The organism is Nevskia soli DSM 19509, from assembly GCF_000711955.1.
In the GTDB taxonomy this organism is placed as follows: domain Bacteria; phylum Pseudomonadota; class Gammaproteobacteria; order Nevskiales; family Nevskiaceae; genus Nevskia; species Nevskia soli.
On the sequence record NZ_JONR01000036.1, the window covers coordinates 1 to 16,013 of the forward strand.

Sequence of the window (16,013 nt, forward strand, 5' to 3'; positions counted from 1 at the left end):
AGGCTTTCGCCGGAATGACGAAGGTGGAGTAGCGGCGCTTTTGATGTTGCTTTGGCTTTTGATGTTGCTTTGGCTTTGGCCGTTGCTTTTGATTTTCCGCCCCGTAGTTTGCGCCGAGCATCGCAGCTCGTGGCGGCATGAGCCGGCGCGTGTGTTCGCGCCGGGCGAGGCAGGATGCCGAAGCGTCTGAAGACAGGCCAGGGATGGCCTGTCTTCAGACCCCGCCACGAGCGAGAAGCGCAGGGCACCGCCGTAGGCGGCGCAAACTCCGGGGCATGTTCTTTTGGTTACTTTTCTTGCGTCAAGAAAAGTGACTCGCCGCAGGCGAAAACTCCGCCAAGGCGTTCAGGAGGATCCGGCACGCGCGCAAGCGCACGTCGTGAAGTTTCAGAGCTGCGAGGCCAGATCCTTCGCTGCGCTCAGGATGACAGAGAAAAGCAAAACTGATTCCCGCCTGCGCGGGAATGACGCTGGAGGCGAGCGTGCGCTTGGCCCCTCCCTCGATACAAATCGCTTCGCGATTCACTCGGGACATTCGGAAAAGCGCACCCGCTTCGCGGGCACTCGGGGCGAACGGAGTTCAGGGAAGGTTCAAGGGAAAGCGTCCCTCACCCCTACCCTCTCCCCATGTTCATGGGGAGAGGGGGAACCGGGCATGCGCCATCTGCTGAAATTTTCTGCGCTTGCTGCAGCACTCTTACTGCAACACCGCCTGTTGCAACACCAGCCGCCTACTGCAACACCGGCTGCTTGCTGAACCACGCCTTGCGAATCCGCACCCCGCAATTGACGCTATCCAGATACGAGGTCGCGGAAATCTTCTCGCGCGCCAGGAGACCGTAAGTGCTCTTGTCCGCCGCGATCCACGGATAGAAGCCGAACGCACCGGGGCTGCTGAAGGCGCCGTCGCCGAAGTTGTTGGGGTCGTCCTCGATCCAGTGGTCGAGGCTGTAGTGCCAGGCCGCCTTGGCGGGGCTGTAGGTGGCGTTGGGGCAGCTGCCGGGCAGCGTGCACACCGGCGCGTAGCCGAGGAATTGCTTCATGCGCAGCTGGCCGGAGACGACCTTGCGCAGGAAGGCGGCATAGGCCGAGGGCGGACCCTCGAGGCCGCCGGCGAGCTGCGGGTGTCCGTAGCTGAGGCCGCCGATGCCCAGGGTGCCCATGATTTCATGAGTCAGTTCGTCGGTGCTGAGCCCGCCCAGCCCCAGGTCGATGGCCAGCTTCTGGCTGTGGCCGCCGCCGTAGGAGAACTTGCCGACGTCCTGCGCCTTGACCTCGGCGTTGGAACCGGCGTTGAGGCAGCCTTCGACCTTGCGGGTGAAGACGCATTTGACCGGGTTGAAGGAGCTGCGGCCGGATTTCATCTCCAGCTCTTCCACCTGCTGCGCGCTGGGCTGGGCATTGCCGATCTTCTGCAGGAAGTAGGCGCCGAACACCCACTTGGAGGCGGAGGCCATCTTGATGGTCTTGTCGGGGCCGTAGCTGGAACCGATGGTGCCGCTGCCGAGCACGCCGCGGGCGTCGCCGATCTCCCAGTAGAAGTCGCCCAGGGCCTTGCAGGCCGGGGCCTGTTGCGCGGTCTGGGTGGCGGCGCTGAAACTTGCCGGGGCGGCGCCCTGCGCCGAGGAAACCTGTGGGGTGAACCAGGCGGCGAGCGCGAGCGCGCCGAGGAGACGCAGACGGCGGGAGGACAGCGTCAGCATAGATCCCTCTACAGTTTGACGGGCGGTTATTCCATTTAAGCATGAGCGCGGGCGGAATACACCGCCCGCGCCTGCTTACCGCTTTCTTACTGCCGCCTTACAACCGCTTTGCTACAACCGCTTCACAGCAGCCGGCATGCCATTACCGGCTTGTCGCCACCTGCTCCGCCTTGCCCTCGGGCTGGCCGACGCCGCCCAGGGCCTTGTAGATCGCGACCACGTCGACGTTGACGGCGGTCTGCGCCTGGGCCACGCCGTCCTCGGCTTCGAGCTGGGTGCGCTGGGCATCGAGCAGGGTGAGGAAGTCGGCCACGCCTTCGCGATACTGGATCTGCGCCAGCTCGGCGGCGCGGCGCGAGGCCTCGGCCTGCTCGCTCAGGCTCTTCAACTGGGCCTGGCGCTTGCTGTAGGCAACGAAACTGTTCTCGGTGTCTTCCAGCGCGGTCAGCACGGCCTTCTCGTAGTTGACGGCGGCCTCGTCGGACTGGGCTTTGCTGGCGCGCAGGCGCGCCTTGACCGAACCGAAGTCCAGCGCAGCCCAGCTCACCGAGGGGGTCACCGACCAGGCGCGCGCGTCGCTGCCGGAATTGGTGTTGAACAGGCGGCCGAGGTCGCCGGAGAGGAAGCCGACGAAGCCGGTGACGTTGACCCGCGGGAACAAGTCGGACTTGGCCACGCCGACCCGCGCGGTGGCGGCGGCGAGCTGGCGCTCGGCGGCGCGCACGTCGGGACGGCGCTGCAGCAGGTCGGCGGTGTCGCCGATCGGCAGGGCCTTGGCCCAGGTGCGCACTTCCACCGGCTTCAGTTCCGCGTCCAGTTCGCCGGGGCGCTTGCCGAGCAGCACGGCGAGGCGGTAGGCGGACTGCTTCTCGGCGGCCTCCAGCGGCGGGATGGTGGCTTCGGTGGCCTTGAGGCGGGCGCGGCTCTGCTGCACGTCCAGCTCGGTGACGCGACCGGCGTCGTAGCGCAGCTGGGTCAGCTGCTGCGTCTGGTCCTCGCTGGCCAGGTTCTGGCGGGCGACGTCGAGGCGGCGCTGCGTGCCGCGCAGTTCGAAGTAGTTGCGCGCCACTTCGGCGGCGACGGTGACCTGCGCGTCGCGCAGGTTTTCCTGCTGCGCGCCGAGGTCGGCGCGGGCCGCTTCGACCGAGCGCCGCACATGGCCGAACAGGTCGACTTCCCAGGTGGCGTCGAAGCCGAGGCTGTAGCTCTCGGCGTTGATGCGCGAAGAGCCGAAGCCGGGTTGCTGCTCGTCGGCATGCGAATACGCGGCCTGCACCGGGAGGTGCGGCAGGAAGTCGTACTGGTTCTGCACGAATACGGCGCGCGCTTCACGCACGCGGTCGATGGCGATCTGCAGGTCGAGGTTGGCGCCGAGGGAGCGGCTCACCAGGCTGTCCAGCTCGGCATCGTCGAACTGGTTCCACCAGGCGGCTTCCGGGTTCTGCGCCACGAACTGCGGCGACTGCGTGTTGATCAGCGCGGCGGGTGCCGTCTGCGGCTTGTGGTAGTCCGGCCCCACGGCGCAGGCCGACAGCGCCAGCGCGGCGAGCAGGCCCGCCAGGCCGGCGCGCAGGGTGTGCCGCGCGGTCCGCTGTTCCCCTGCGGGATGGCCCTTGAAGGGCGATGCCTTGTTTGTATTGTTGTTCATATCGATTCCAGTAGCGGGGGGTCCGCTCAAACAGCCAGTGCCAGATGATTGCCACCAGCGCTCTCGAGCGCCGGGTAGTCCGTGTAGCCTTTCGGCCCCGGGGTGTAGAGGGTGCTGAAATCGACCGGGGCCAGTTCCGCGCCGCTGCGGAAGCGCTCCACCAGGTCGGGATTGGCGATGAAGGGCTTGCCGTAGATAATGGCGTCGGCGGTGCCGGCCGCCAGCGCGTCTTCGCCGGTGGCCTGGTCGAAGCCGCCGTTGCGCATCAGGACGCCGGTATAGGCGCGGCGGGCGATGCGGGCCAGCACCTCCTCCGCAGGCGCCGCATGGTTGGCGTGGCGCAGGTCGAAGAAGGCGATGCGGCGGCGGTCGAGCTGCTCCGCCACGTATTCGGTGAGGGCGCGCGGGTCGGAATCGACCATGTCGTTGAACGGCACCAGCGGCGACAGGCGCAGGCCGACGCGGTCGGCGCCGTAGACCTGGATCGCCGCGTCCACCACTTCGAACATCAGGCGCGCGCGGTTTTCCAGCGAGCCGCCGTACTGGTCGTCGCGGTCGTTGACGCCGTCGCGCAGGAACTGGTCGAGCAGGTAGCCGTGGGCGCCGTGCACCTGCACCGCGTCGAAGCCGGCATCCTTGGCGTTCTCGGCGGCGGCGCGGAACAGCTCGACGATGCCGGCCAGCTCGCTCACCTCGAGACGCCGCGGCGCCGGGTAATCATAAGTGCCCTGCAGGGTGCGGATCTGCTCGCCGCGGATCGGCCGGTCCGATGAGGACACCGGCTGTGCGCCGGCATTCAGCAGCGGATGGGTGGCGCGGCCCGGGTGCCATATCTGCAGGGCGATGCGGCCGCCGGCGGCATGGACCGCGTCGGTCACCTTCTTCCAGCCCGCCACCTGCTCCGGGCTGTAGATGCCCGGCTCGGCGATGAAGGCCGAGGCGTCGCCCGCGGTCATGGTGGCCTCGGCGATGATCAGGCCGGCGCTGGCGCGCTGGGCGTAGTACTGCGCGATGAGTTCACCCGGCACGTGCTCGGCCTCGGCACGGCTGCGCGTCAGCGGCGACATCACCACCCGGTTGGGCAATTCGAGCGCGCCGGCCTTGAGCGGGGTGAACAGCAAATTCTGTTTCGACATTTGATCGACCTCCGATGAATCCGCGGCCCGGGTGGCGTTGCGCGCCGACCGGGCCGCGCACGACTTACCAGGGCAGGGTATCGCCCAGATGGACATAAGCACCGTTGGGGCCGTTGTCGCCGATCAAGGCCAGCTGCACGCTGGTCTTGGCGCCGTCGACGATTTCCATCGGCGCGGCTTCGCCGCCCATGTCGGTCTTGACGTGGCCCGGGTGGGCGGCGTTGACCTTGATCTTGCTGTCCTTCAGCTCGTAGGCGAGCTGCACGGTCCAGGCATTCACCGCCGCCTTGGAGACGTTGTAGGCCGGCACCTTGAAGTCGTAGATCGGCGAAGCCGGATCGGCGTGCAGGGTGTTGGAGCCGAGGATGCTGGACAGGTTGACGATACGGCCGGCGCTGGACTTCTTCAGCAGCGGCAGGAAGGCCTGCGTCGTCGCCACCAGGCCGAAGACGTTGGTGTCGAAGGTCTTGCGCCAGGTGTCGAGGGTCTGCTCGGACGGCTTCTTGTCCTGGGCGTCGATCAGCACGCCGGCGTTGTTGATCAGGATGTCGAGGTGGCCGTGCTTCTTCTCCACTTCGCGCGCCGCCTCGGCGATGCTGGCCTGGCTGTTGACGTCGATGGCCAGCGCTTCCACCGCCAGGCCTTCGCCCTGCAGCTTGAGAGAGGCTTCCACGCCCTTCTTGCGGTCGCGGCTGCCGATGATGACATGCACGCCGGTACGGGCCAGCTGGCGCGCGGTTTCGAAGCCGATGCCCTTGTTGCCGCCGGTGACCAAGGCAATTTTTTCGCTCATTGCAATCTCCTTACTCTTCTCGATTTCAGTGTGAATGGACCATCTGCGCGGCGACCGCGGACTCGGTCGCTTCGGGCTTGCGACGCGAGCCCAGGTACTTGCGCACCAGCAGGTAGAACAGCGGGGTCAGCAGCAGGCCGAAGAAGGTCACGCCCAACATGCCGGAGAACACCGCCACGCCCATGGCATGACGCATTTCGGCGCCGGCGCCGGTGGAGGTGACCAGGGGCACCACACCCATGATGAAGGCCAGCGAGGTCATCAGGATCGGACGCAGGCGCAGGCGGGCGGCATCCAGCACCGCGCGCAGGGGCTTCTCGCCGTGGGCTTCGCGATCACGCGCGAATTCCACGATCAGGATGGCGTTCTTGCTGGCCAGGCCGACCAGCACGATCAGGCCGATCTGGGTGAAGATGTTGTTGTCGCCGCCGGTGAGCTGCACGCCGGTGATGGCCGAGAACAGCACCATCGGCATGATCAGGATCACCGCCAGCGGCAGGCCCAGGCTCTCGTACTGCGCGGCCAGAACCAGGAACACCAGCAGCACCACCAGCGGGAACACCAGCAGCGCCGTGTTGCCGGCGATGATCTGCTGGTAGGTCAGCTCGGTCCACTCGAAGGTCATGCCGTTGGGCAGTTCCTGCCTGGCCAGCTTCTCCATCGCCGCCTGTGCCTGGCCGGTGCTGAAGCCGTTGGCCGGGCCGCCGTTGATCTCGGCGGTGGGATAGCTGTTGTAGTGCATGACGCGATCCGGGCCGGAGGACTGCTTCACGGTGACGAAGCTGCCCAGCGGGATCATGTCGCCGGCGCCGTTGCGGGTCTTCAGGCGCACGATGTCCTCGGCCTGGAGGCGGAAGCGCGGCTCGGCCTGGGCGTTGACCTGGTAGGTGCGGCCGAACAGGTTGAAGTCGTTGATGTACAGCGCGCCCAGGTAGATCTGCATGGTGTCGAACAGGTCCTGCAGCGACACGCCCTGCGATTTGGCCTTCTCGCGATCGACGTCGGCGTCGATCTGCGGCACGTTCACCTGGTAGCTGGAGAACAGGCCGTGCAGCGCCGGGTCGGCGTTGCCCTTGGCGATGAGGTTCTGCGTCTGCTTGTACAGCTCCTCGAAGCCCAGGCTGCCGCGATCCTCGACCTGCATGCGGAAGCCGCCTATGGTGCCCAGCCCCATGACCGGCGGCGGCGGGAACACGGCGATGAAGGCATCCTGGATCTTGCCGTACTGCTGGTTCAGCGAGGCGGCGATGGCGCCGGCCGACAGGTCCTTGGTCTTGCGCTCGTCGAACGGCTTGAGGGTGACGAAGACGATGCCGGAGTTGGGACTGTTGGTGAAGCCGTTGATGTTGAGGCCGGGGAAGGCCACCGCGCTTTCGGCGCCGGGCTGCTTCATGGCCAGCTCGCTCATGCGGCGGATCACGTCGTCGGTGCGGTCCAGGGTGGCCGCGTCCGGCAACTGGGCGAAGGCCACCAGGTACTGCTTGTCCTGCGGCGGCACGAAGCCGGTGGGCGTGCGGTGGAAGCCCCAGCCGGTCATGACGATCAGGCCCAGGTAGACGATCAAGGCGATGGAGCCGGCGCGCAGCACCCGGCCGACGCCGCGCACGTAGCCCTTGGAGGCGCGGTGGAAGAAGCGGTTGAAGGGGCGGAAGAACCAGCCGAAGGCACCGTTGATGATGCGCGTCAAGCGGTCCGGCGCGGCGCCGTGTTCCTTCAGCAGCAGGGCGGACAGGGCCGGCGACAGGGTCAGCGAGTTGAAGGCCGAGATCACCGTGCTGATGGCGATGGTCAGCGCGAACTGCTTGTAGAACTCGCCGGTGAGGCCGCTGATGAAGGCGGTGGGCACGAACACGGCGCACAGCACCAGGGCGGTGGCGATGATCGGGCCGGTGACCTCGCGCATGGCCTGGCGCGTGGCTTCCATCGGCTTGAGGCCGTTCTCGATGTTGCGCTCGACGTTCTCCACCACGACGATGGCGTCGTCGACCACGATGCCGATGGCCAGCACCAGTCCGAACAGCGACAGCGCGTTGAGCGAGAAGCCGAACAGGTGCATCACGGCGAAGGTGCCGACCAGGGATACCGGCACCGCGATCAGGGGAATGATCGAGGCGCGCCAGGTCTGCAGGAACACGATCACCACCAGCACCACCAGCAGGATCGCTTCGATCAGGGTGTGGACCACGGCGTGGATCGAGCCGCGCACGAAGATCGTCGGGTCATAGACGATGCGGTAGTCCACGCCTTCCGGGAAGTCCTTCTTCAGCTCCTCCATCTTGGCGCGGACGCGGGTGGAGATGTCGATGGCATTGCTGCCCGGACGCTGGAAGATCGGGATGGCGGCGGCGGACTTGTTGTCCAGCAGGGCGCGCAGGGCGTAGGTATCGGCGCCCAGCTCGACCCGCGCCACGTCGCGCAGGCGGGTGACCTGGCCGTAGTCGCCGGTCTTGATGATGATGTTGCGGAAGTCCTCCTCGGTGGTGAGGCGGCCCTTGGTGTTGATGGAGACCTGGAAGTCGGTGGCGCTGGGCGAAGGCGGCGCGCCGAGCTGGCCGGCGGCGACCTGCACGTTCTGCTCGCGTACGGCCTTGACCACGTCGCCGGCGGTCATGTTGCGGCTGGCGACCTTTTCCGGATCGAGCCAGATGCGCATCGAGTAGTTGCCGGCGCCGAACACCTGCACGTCGCCGACGCCGTCGAGACGGGCCAGCTCATCCTTGACGCGCAGCAGGGCGTAGTTGGACAGGTACAGGGTGTCGTAGCGGTTGTCGGGCGAGAGCAGATGCACCACCAGGGTCAGGTCGGGCGAGGCCTTGTTGGTGACCACGCCCAGACGCTGCACCACGTCCGGCAGCTTGGGCAAGGCCTGGGCGACGCGGTTCTGCACCTGCACCTGGGCCTTGTCGACGTCGGTGCCGAGGGCGAAGGTGATGGTGAGGGTCATCACGCCGTCGGCGGTGGCCTGCGAGAACTGGTACAGCATGCCCTCGACGCCGTTGATGGACTGCTCCAGCGGACTGGCCACGGTCTCGGCGATGACCCGCGGGTTGGCGCCCGGGTAGTTGGCTTTCACCACCACCGTCGGCGGCACCACTTCGGGGTATTCGCTGATCGGCAGCGTCGGCAGAGCCAGAAGGCCGGCGAGGAAGATCAGCGCCGACAGCACGCCGGCGAAGATCGGCCGACTGATGAAGAATTGAGAGAGTTTCATGATGTGAATCCCTTACCGCTACTGCGGTGTGCGTGCCCCTCTCCCACCGGGAGAGGGGTTGGGGTGAGGGGCGCCGGCGGGTAGCAGTGCCCCACCGCCGACCGGCGTTCCCTCATCCCCGGCCCTTCTCCCGGAGGGAGAAGGGGGAGCGACGGCTATGAAAGGTGCGGCTGCTTACCTGCTTACGGATGCGAACGGGCCACGACGGAAGCAACACCGTCACGGGCCACGTTGACCGGTGCCGGCGTGCCGGCGACCTGGCGCAGTCCGGCGTTGTCCTCGTTCATGGCGACGCGGGTCGGCGCCACGGTCTGGCCCGGCTTCACGTGCTGCAGGCCGTTGACCACGATGACTTCACCCGGCTTGAGACCCTGCTTGACCACGCGCAGGCCGTCGATTTCCGGTCCCAGTTCCACCAGGCGGTACTCGATGCTGTTGTCCGGCTTCAGCGCGAGCACGAACTTCTTGCCCAGGTCGGTACCGATGGCGCGGTCCTCGATCAGCACCGTCTCGGCGTCCGCGCCGCCGACCAGGCGGATGCGGGCGAACAGGCCCGGCGTGTAGCGGCCGTCCGGATTGGCGAAGACGGCGCGGGCGCGGATGGTGCCGGTGGTGGGGTCGACCTGGTTGTCGACGAAGTTCAGCTCGCCCTGGTGGGGATAGCCGTCCTCGTCGACCAGACCCATGAAGACGCCGCTGGCGCCGTCATTGTTCCTGGTCTTGGCCAGCTTGGAGTAGCGCAGGAAGCTCTGCTCGTCGGCATCGAAGTAGGCGTAGACCGGGTCATCGGACACCACCGTGGTCAGCAGGCTGTTGCTGGTGACCAAGTTGCCGGCGGTGATGATGGCGCGGGACACGTGGCCGTCGATCGGCGCGCGCACCTCGGTGAACTCCAGGTTGAGGCGGGCGTTGGCGAGCGAACCGCTGACCGAGCCGACTTCACCCTGGGCGGAGGTCACGGCCGCCACCTGGCGGTCGTATTCCTCGCGCGAGATGGCGTTGGCGGTGATCAGGCGCTCGGCGCGGGCGTGGTTGGCCTTGGCCAGCTCCAGGTCCGACACCGCGCGGCTGCGCTCGGCGTTGAGGCGGTCGACTTCGGCCTGGAACGGGCGCGGGTCGATCTGGAACAGCAGCTGTCCCTTCTTGACCCGTGCGCCGTCGGTGAAGGCGACGCTATTGATGTAGCCGCTGACGCGCGGCTTCACCTCGACCGTGTCCACCGCCTGCAGGCGGCCGCTGAATTCCTGCCACTCGTGCAGGGGCTTGTGGATCACTTCGGCCACGGTGACTTCGGTTGCGGGCGGAGCTTCCGGCTGCGGCTTGGCTTCGGTGCGGCCGAGTCCGGCGAACAGCATGATGCCGGTCAGCACTGGCAGCGTGAGCAGCGCGGAGGCGGAGAATTTCTTGTTGGATACGAGCTTTTGAAGAGGCATTTGCGAACTCCCATCAGTCCCTTTGAGAGACGCCACCGGACCATCCGGAGACGCCGCCGACCTACCAGGTTTTCATCAAGCGCCCCTCCGGACCGGGGGATCTGGAGGACTTGACTTCTGCCTTTAACACTCCGATGCTACGCGCCGTGTGTTACCGGTAAGTCACATTGGAGCGGTAAGTTAGTGACCGGTCAGTAACATGTCAAGTGGAGGTGCATCATGAGTCCATCGAAAGCTAGTCAAGCTGTTGTAGAAAAAGAGATTATTTCCGAGCATCCGAAACCGCGCGTCCGCGACCGGATCTTCGAAACCGCTTGCGATCTGTTCTATCGCCACGGCATCCGTGCCGTGGGCGTGGATACCATTGCCTCGGAAGCGGGCACCAACAAGATGAGTTTCTACCGCAGCTGGGCGTCGAAGGACGAGCTGGTGGCGGAGTACCTGCTGAACGAGGAGCGCGAAGGCTGGGTCTGGTGGGACGAGATCATGGCCGCGCATCCCGACGATCCGCGCCAGCAGGTGGAGATGCTGTTCGACGCCCACGTCAAGGAGACCTGCAAGATGGACTCCCGCGGCTGCCCGATGGCCAACGCCGCGGTAGAGATCACCGAGCCGGAGCATCCGGCGCGCGCGGTGGTGGAGCACTACAAGGGCGAGATGCGCCGCCGCTTCCGCAAGCTGGCGCGCGACATGGGCGCGCATGAAGCGGACGTGCTGGGCGATGCGCTGATGCTGTTGTGGGAAGGCAGCTACCTCACCCGCCTCACCTTCCAGTGCCAGCATGGGCCCGCGCACAACGCGGCGAAGGCGGCGCGTACGCTGATCGCCGCTTACACGGCTTGAGAAGTTGGCAGCCTGAGTTCGCCGCTTAAGTCGGCGGCTTGAGCTGGGTGGTTTGATGTTTCAGCGGATTCCCGCCTCACGGGAATCCAGGCGGCCCGAGCGGGCCGACGCTCCCGGCCATGACGGCGGGTAAAAAAATGGCGTCGGGGCCTGACACCGCGACGCCCAAGTACAGCCTCATTCAGTACCGGCCTGCGCCTCCCCGGCGCGCCAGGTCACTACTCCCTTCCCGGTCGCACGCATGTCGCGATTTCGTACCTGGGACACCCCATCCGCCTGCGCGGAAAAATTCGGCCCTTGCTCGCTGGCATTTACTTGCTCAAGGCGCTGCATGGAGCATGCCGGAATATAGTTACTTTCAGGTAATGCAGGCAAGGTAAAGTGTAAAGAAATCTGGATTTTCATCGCGTCCGACGGCCGAATGCACGAAATTGGCGCAATTGTGGAAGACTAATCGGTGCATTTCGTAAGCTGTATGTAAGATTTCATACAGCTTCGGCGGGAGGTCCGCGATTGGGACGTCCCACTCCATCGGGCCCCAAGACGTGTTGTCGCCCCCGGCTGCAGGCTCGGGGGGAGGCTGCCCACCGAATGATCAGGCGTTTTCGATGAAGCCGGCGGCGGGCGGCTTGCCGAGGGCTACGACCTTTTCCTGGCCGTCTTCGCTGACGATGCGCATGAGGAAGGAGGTCTGGCGGAATTTCTGGGAGCTGATGAGCCAGCGGCCGGCGTGGCGCACGTACTCGTCGCGGTATTCGCCGGCGAGGTTGACCACGGTGCGTTCCTTCAGGTTGATCTGGGTGAATTGCAGGTCCCACACGGCGCTGGCGGCATCCGGGCCTTTGAGGGTGATCTGCGGGTTCTGGCCGTGGTGGGTGTCCATCACGTTGGGGTTGTTGACGGCGAGTTCGGTGAAGACCTTGACCCAGCCTTCGCGGTCGTTGAAGGAGGGGAAGTTGTCGGCCTCGATGATGGCGCCGTGCTCGATGAAGCAGTCGCGCATCACGTCGGGCTGCTTGCGGTCGCAGGCGCGCAGGTAGCGGGCCTTGAGTTCGCGGATGGCGTTGATGTCTTCGAGTGCGCGCAGGCGCTGCTCCAGTTCGGCGATGTTGCTCATGTCTCTCCTCCGCAAGTCCGTGTTTTGAATTCCGCTTGGGACCAGCCTAGCAAGCGGGGCGGCCACGGACGTACACCAAGCGGACTAAGTGGGGACTCATGGAAGGATTCGGGGCGCGGGCTGGAGCGTGCCGCCGACCAGTTGGTACTGCGAGACGAAGGACCAGATGGCGCTGGCGGCGTCGATGGCGCCGGAGCCTTCGCCGCCGCATTGGGCGTTGACGCTGCGCGGGAAGTAGGCGGCACCGGGCCAGATGTGGCCGGCGTCGGCGATGGTGCAGAGGCGCACGGCGGCGCCGCTGGCGCAGGCGTTCTGTTCGCAGACGAGACCGCCCTCGCCTTGGGTGGTGGTGATATGGGCGGCGCAGGCGTCGCGCTTGCGCCAGTGGGCGATGGTGGCGGGCACGCTTTGCCGGCGTTGCGGCAGCAGGCCGCTGCCGATGCCGCCTTCGTAGAGCACGCAGGTGTCGGCGAGGCCGTGGATGTGCAGGAGCGGGACCGGGTGGGTGATGACGCAGGGATAGACCTGCTGCGGCGGCGTGGCGGCGTAGTCCTCCTGCGTTTCGGTGGAGGCGACCACGGCGATGGCGGCGAGCTTGCCGGAGAGTTGGCAGCCGGCGCGGTAGACGAGGAAGCCGCCTTCGGACATGCCGGCGGCGTAGACGCGTGAGGGATCGCTGATGCCTTGCGTGGTGAGGGCGTCGATCATGTCGCCGAGGAAGCCGACGTCGTCGATGGTTTGCGGGCCTTCTCCGCCGCTGTTCCAGTTGCCGAGGGAGCCGTAGGCGGTATTGGGCGCGGCGATGGCGAAGCCTTCGGCATCGGCCACGGCGCTGAGGCCGGAGTAGCCGAGGAAGCCGGCGGCGCTGGCGTCATAGGGATGCAGCAACACGACGGTGGGCAGCGGTGCATTGCTGTTCGGCGGAGTGTGGACGAGGTAGCTGCGGGACTTGCCGCCGGACTCGATGCGGTAGAGATGATCGGCGACGCTGGAAGGCGCGGCGCACAGCAGCGGGAGCGCGAGCGCGGCGAGGGTTGCGGTCTTCATGACACTCCGATCATCCTGATCGTGATGTGATCGTGGCGGATGTCCAAGCAAGGCGCGGAAGGCGACCGCCGCGTGTTGATCAAACAACCTTCGGGACTGCGTGCGACTTTCAAGGCGGTCCCGCCGGCTTCCTGCCGGCGGGACCGCCTTGCTTCAAATGCAGCTATTCGTCTGCAGCTTTCTGCTTGCGGAGCACTTACGGTACCGCGGCGTTGAACCTGGCGATGTCGAAGGTGCCGAGGCCGGTGGCGTTGTCGTAGCCGGCTGCGGCGCAGTAGTCCTTCTGGCCGAGCAGCGCGCTCAGCAGTGCCTGCAGGCCGCTGCCGCTGTTGCAGCCGGAGGTGACGTCATGGAACGCCCCCGGCGTGGACGCGGCGGCGTAGATGATGGGCGCGGCGAAGGCGAGGCTGTTGCCGTGCGCCGACTCGACGCGGGCCCAGGTGCCGGTGGAGAGCGGCGCGGCGAGGCTGGTGCCGCCGACCTGGAGCGAGGAGCCGCTGACGATGATGACGGCGCCGGAGTTGGGATCGGCATCCATCGACACGTCCGGCAGGCCGCGGGCCGTGCTGTGGGTGATGGCCTGCTGCCAGCTGGGCGCGGTTTCGTCGACGCTGACGCCGCCACCGCCGCCGGCCCAGGTGGTTTCGCCGGCATAGCTGCCGTTCGTGTTGGTGGTGACGGTGGTGCCGCCGACCGCCACGACATACGGCGAGCTGGCGGGGTAGCTGACTGCGGTGGGGATGCCTTCCTGGCTGGAGCAGCCGGTATAGGCGCCGCCATCACCGGTGGAGACGAAGAAGGTGATGCCCAGGGCGACGGCCTGCTGGAAGATCTGGTCGGTGGCGGCCATGGCGCCGCTGCTCTTCTCGGAGCTTTCACAGATGCCGAGGGAGACGTTGACGGCCTTGACCTTGTTGTCGGTGACGGCGCGGTTGTAGGCGACTTCCAGGTCCGAGTCGTTGAGCGAGGCGGCGTTGTAGAAATAGAGGTTCTGCACGCCGCCGGCGATGGAGGTGGAGCTCTGGCTGTCGAGGTCCCACTCGTCGAGGCCGCTGGTGTCGGTGCCGTTCACTTCGGAGGGGACGAAGGTGACGGGGACCTGGGCCAGGCCGTTCTGCGCCTCGTAGGTGCGCAGGTCGGTGAGGACCTGGGTGAGGTTGCCTTCGGCGATGATGCCGATGTTGGTGGCGGTGCCGGCGGGGGTGCTGCCGGCGTCGTAGATCGCGGGGAACTGCACCGGCACGTGACCGGTGGCGGTGCCGGCCAGCGGCAGGGCCTTGGCCTTGGTGGAAGCGTCGAGGTGCTGGATCAGCGGGTGGGCGGTGTTGGCGTTCTGCAGGCCGGTGATGGCGAGGACGAGGCCGTCCAGCGCATCCGGCACCAGCGCATCCCTGGTGTTGGCGTAGACGACGCGGTCGGCGTATTTGAACTGCATGATCCTGGTGCTGAACGCCGTTTCAACCAGCGAGCGCTTGGCCTCGGCGGTGACGAGCAGGTTGTTCGGCGCGACGACGATGTTGCTGAAGCCGGCGCGCGTCAGGTAGTCGGTGACGGCCTGGACCTGGCGGGCGCTGGGCGCGTAGGCGGCGTTGAACTCCTCGGGGGTGAGGGTGCGGCCGTAGTCGCGGCTGAGCAGGGTGTGGGTGCTCTGCAGGAAGCTGGTGAGCGCGGCCTGGTTCTGCAGCTTGAGGCTGACGGCGATGCGCAGGGGCGCGGTATCCGGCAGGGCGCCGAGCTGGGTGGCGTTTTCCAGGGCCTGGGCGTGCGAGGCGGTGGGGTGCCAGGCGGCTTGCGCCGTGGCCGACAGCGACAGCGCCGCCAGAGCGATTGCCGCGCCGATCGTCGCGCGGGCCTTCGATGCCTTGTTTTTTTCAAGCCGCATGGGAAGCATGGTTTTCCTCTCCTTGTGAACTGGCGTTTTGCCAGAATTCTTGTTTTGTTTTCGGACGCGGCGCTGCCGCGACGGGCTGGCGCCTGCGCGCCTGGCCATGGCCTGAGCTGAATCCCGAGCCGGCCTGATGAAATTCCCGAGGAAGTGCGGCGGCGCCGTGGACCGAACGGTCCGCGCCATGGTGCGACGGGGAAGATGAGACATGCGGCCGCGCGCCGGGCTGTGCGCCCGCCGACGAAAATGCCGCCGCCTCCCTGGCCTGCCCCCGCTCGCTCATTCCTTGAGCCCCCGCCGTATGCGCTCTTTGTGCCGCGAAACGCCGCCGCCGTCAACCCTTGGCGGACCCGCGGGTATGCAAAGCGCCTGTCACAAGCGCCAGGCCGCTGACTGGCCGGGCGAATTTTTCCCTGGGAAGACCCCTGCGCGCGGCAGCGACAGCCGGCGGATGGGCGCGGCCGATGCGGAGATTGCCTCCGGTGCAGTTATCCCCAGGGGGTGGGCGCGGAAATTACCGTGCGCCGGTGCTCAGAGCCGCCGCCGCTCAACCGATTCAGCCGACCTTTTGTCGGATGAAACCCGGCTTGGGGGCTTGACGCGACAAATTCGCCATAGAGCGGGACTACACTGACTCTATCGGTGCGGATCAAAATCACCCGACTCCATTTGCCAGACTCAGGTGCCATCATGTCACTTCAATATTACGATCACACCCTGGGCCGTGAACGCTTCAAGCGGCGCTATGTCTGGGCGGCTTACGCCTTTGTGGGCGGGCTGATCGTCGGGATGATTTTCGCGCGTATTTTCTAGGCGTTTCGTTTAGGCGTTTCGTTCCGCTTTTCCGATTTACGGCCGCCCGCTTCCCAGGGCTCCGGCTCCTCCGCGATTTCCGCCGCCTTGCCGGCGCCGGGTTGCCGATGAAGCGCGGTGAGGCACCCTCGCCGCCCGCCCGCTTCAGCTCCTGGATTTCTCCGACTTCCCTGCTCGACGGCGCGATGCTTTCGCGGCGGTGATTTTGGGGAGAAGCGGCAGCATGTTGTCAGCAGGAATTTCCCCGAATTTCTCCATGCGTGCCATGCGTGCCAAGGGTTTTTGTTGGCACGCATGCGGTGAGCGTGTGACGCACGCACCTCGCGGCCTGCGCTGATCCTACGGTACGCTTGCCGGAGGCATAGGGCGGCCCGCCAGTCGTCA

Annotated in this window: 13 protein-coding genes; 2 read left to right on the forward strand and 11 right to left on the reverse strand. The window is 66.4% G+C overall.

The window, feature by feature from the left end; translation table 11 throughout:
* Positions 1 to 301 precede the first annotated feature (301 nt).
* The 7 genes from BP26_RS29605 to BP26_RS0117460 form a co-directional block, all read right to left on the reverse strand.
* Positions 302 to 526, reverse strand: a complete 225-nt coding sequence (locus tag BP26_RS29605; protein ID WP_157572589.1) for a hypothetical protein — start codon at positions 524 to 526, stop codon at positions 302 to 304.
* 205 nt (positions 527 to 731) lie between these two features.
* Positions 732 to 1,703, reverse strand: a complete 972-nt coding sequence (locus BP26_RS0117435) for a hypothetical protein (protein WP_029921848.1) — start codon at positions 1,701 to 1,703, stop codon at positions 732 to 734.
* 142 nt (positions 1,704 to 1,845) lie between these two features.
* Complete coding sequence (locus tag BP26_RS0117440) at positions 1,846 to 3,351, reverse strand: efflux transporter outer membrane subunit (RefSeq protein ID WP_084183187.1); 1,506 nt, start codon at positions 3,349 to 3,351, stop codon at positions 1,846 to 1,848.
* A 26-nt stretch (positions 3,352 to 3,377) separates the two neighbouring features.
* Entirely contained in the window at positions 3,378 to 4,487 is a 1,110-nt protein-coding gene (locus BP26_RS0117445) for an alkene reductase (RefSeq protein WP_029921850.1), read from the reverse strand.
* Between the two features lie 64 nt (positions 4,488 to 4,551).
* On the reverse strand, positions 4,552 to 5,280 hold the full coding sequence (locus tag BP26_RS0117450; RefSeq protein WP_029921851.1) for an SDR family oxidoreductase: 729 nt from the start codon (positions 5,278 to 5,280) through the stop codon (positions 4,552 to 4,554).
* A gap of 25 nt (positions 5,281 to 5,305) precedes the next feature.
* The gene (locus BP26_RS0117455) at positions 5,306 to 8,491 is read right to left on the reverse strand and encodes an efflux RND transporter permease subunit (protein WP_029921852.1); all 3,186 of its coding nucleotides are present in this window, start codon (positions 8,489 to 8,491) and stop codon (positions 5,306 to 5,308) included.
* Between the two features lie 182 nt (positions 8,492 to 8,673).
* On the reverse strand, positions 8,674 to 9,846 hold the full coding sequence (locus tag BP26_RS0117460) for an efflux RND transporter periplasmic adaptor subunit (RefSeq protein WP_436233355.1): 1,173 nt from the start codon (positions 9,844 to 9,846) through the stop codon (positions 8,674 to 8,676).
* A 297-nt stretch (positions 9,847 to 10,143) separates the two neighbouring features.
* On the opposite strand from BP26_RS0117460, the gene BP26_RS0117465 reads away from it, so the two are divergent.
* Positions 10,144 to 10,767: a TetR/AcrR family transcriptional regulator gene (locus tag BP26_RS0117465; RefSeq protein WP_029921854.1), complete on the forward strand. Its 624-nt coding sequence runs from the start codon at positions 10,144 to 10,146 to the stop codon at positions 10,765 to 10,767.
* 177 nt (positions 10,768 to 10,944) lie between these two features.
* Here the strand turns inward: BP26_RS0117465 and BP26_RS29610 are convergent, their stop codons facing one another.
* The 4 genes from BP26_RS29610 to BP26_RS0117480 form a co-directional block, all read right to left on the reverse strand.
* Positions 10,945 to 11,172, reverse strand: a complete 228-nt coding sequence (locus BP26_RS29610) for a hypothetical protein (RefSeq protein ID WP_157572590.1) — start codon at positions 11,170 to 11,172, stop codon at positions 10,945 to 10,947.
* Between the two features lie 190 nt (positions 11,173 to 11,362).
* The gene (locus BP26_RS0117470; protein ID WP_029921855.1) at positions 11,363 to 11,884 is read right to left on the reverse strand and encodes a nuclear transport factor 2 family protein; all 522 of its coding nucleotides are present in this window, start codon (positions 11,882 to 11,884) and stop codon (positions 11,363 to 11,365) included.
* A 96-nt stretch (positions 11,885 to 11,980) separates the two neighbouring features.
* A complete protein-coding gene (locus tag BP26_RS27790; RefSeq protein ID WP_051749108.1) occupies positions 11,981 to 12,931 on the reverse strand; it encodes a CE1 family esterase in 951 nt (316 codons plus the stop codon).
* A 196-nt stretch (positions 12,932 to 13,127) separates the two neighbouring features.
* Positions 13,128 to 14,813 carry a S53 family peptidase gene (locus tag BP26_RS0117480; RefSeq protein WP_211254959.1) on the reverse strand — a complete coding sequence of 562 codons (1,686 nt, stop codon included), beginning with the start codon at positions 14,811 to 14,813 and terminating at the stop codon, positions 13,128 to 13,130.
* 693 nt (positions 14,814 to 15,506) lie between these two features.
* On the opposite strand from BP26_RS0117480, the gene BP26_RS30910 reads away from it, so the two are divergent.
* Complete coding sequence (locus BP26_RS30910) at positions 15,507 to 15,629, forward strand: hypothetical protein (RefSeq protein WP_281172772.1); 123 nt, start codon at positions 15,507 to 15,509, stop codon at positions 15,627 to 15,629.
* Positions 15,630 to 16,013 lie beyond the last annotated feature (384 nt).

Coding starts and splice junctions, on each gene's coding strand:
- BP26_RS0117470 (WP_029921855.1), bottom strand. CDS start 11,884: ATGAGCAACATCGCCGAACTGGAGCAGCGCCTGCGCGCACTCGAAGAC.
- BP26_RS30910 (WP_281172772.1), top strand. CDS start 15,507: ATGTCACTTCAATATTACGATCACACCCTGGGCCGTGAACGCTTCAAG.
- BP26_RS0117455 (WP_029921852.1), bottom strand. CDS start 8,491: ATGAAACTCTCTCAATTCTTCATCAGTCGGCCGATCTTCGCCGGCGTG.
- BP26_RS0117440 (WP_084183187.1), bottom strand. CDS start 3,351: ATGAACAACAATACAAACAAGGCATCGCCCTTCAAGGGCCATCCCGCA.
- BP26_RS0117450 (WP_029921851.1), bottom strand. CDS start 5,280: ATGAGCGAAAAAATTGCCTTGGTCACCGGCGGCAACAAGGGCATCGGC.
- BP26_RS0117480 (WP_211254959.1), bottom strand. CDS start 14,813: ATGCGGCTTGAAAAAAACAAGGCATCGAAGGCCCGCGCGACGATCGGC.
- BP26_RS0117445 (WP_029921850.1), bottom strand. CDS start 4,487: ATGTCGAAACAGAATTTGCTGTTCACCCCGCTCAAGGCCGGCGCGCTC.
- BP26_RS0117465 (WP_029921854.1), top strand. CDS start 10,144: ATGAGTCCATCGAAAGCTAGTCAAGCTGTTGTAGAAAAAGAGATTATT.
- BP26_RS0117435 (WP_029921848.1), bottom strand. CDS start 1,703: ATGCTGACGCTGTCCTCCCGCCGTCTGCGTCTCCTCGGCGCGCTCGCG.
- BP26_RS0117460 (WP_436233355.1), bottom strand. CDS start 9,846: ATGCTGTTCGCCGGACTCGGCCGCACCGAAGCCAAGCCGCAGCCGGAA.
- BP26_RS29610 (WP_157572590.1), bottom strand. CDS start 11,172: ATGAAAATCCAGATTTCTTTACACTTTACCTTGCCTGCATTACCTGAA.
- BP26_RS27790 (WP_051749108.1), bottom strand. CDS start 12,931: ATGAAGACCGCAACCCTCGCCGCGCTCGCGCTCCCGCTGCTGTGCGCC.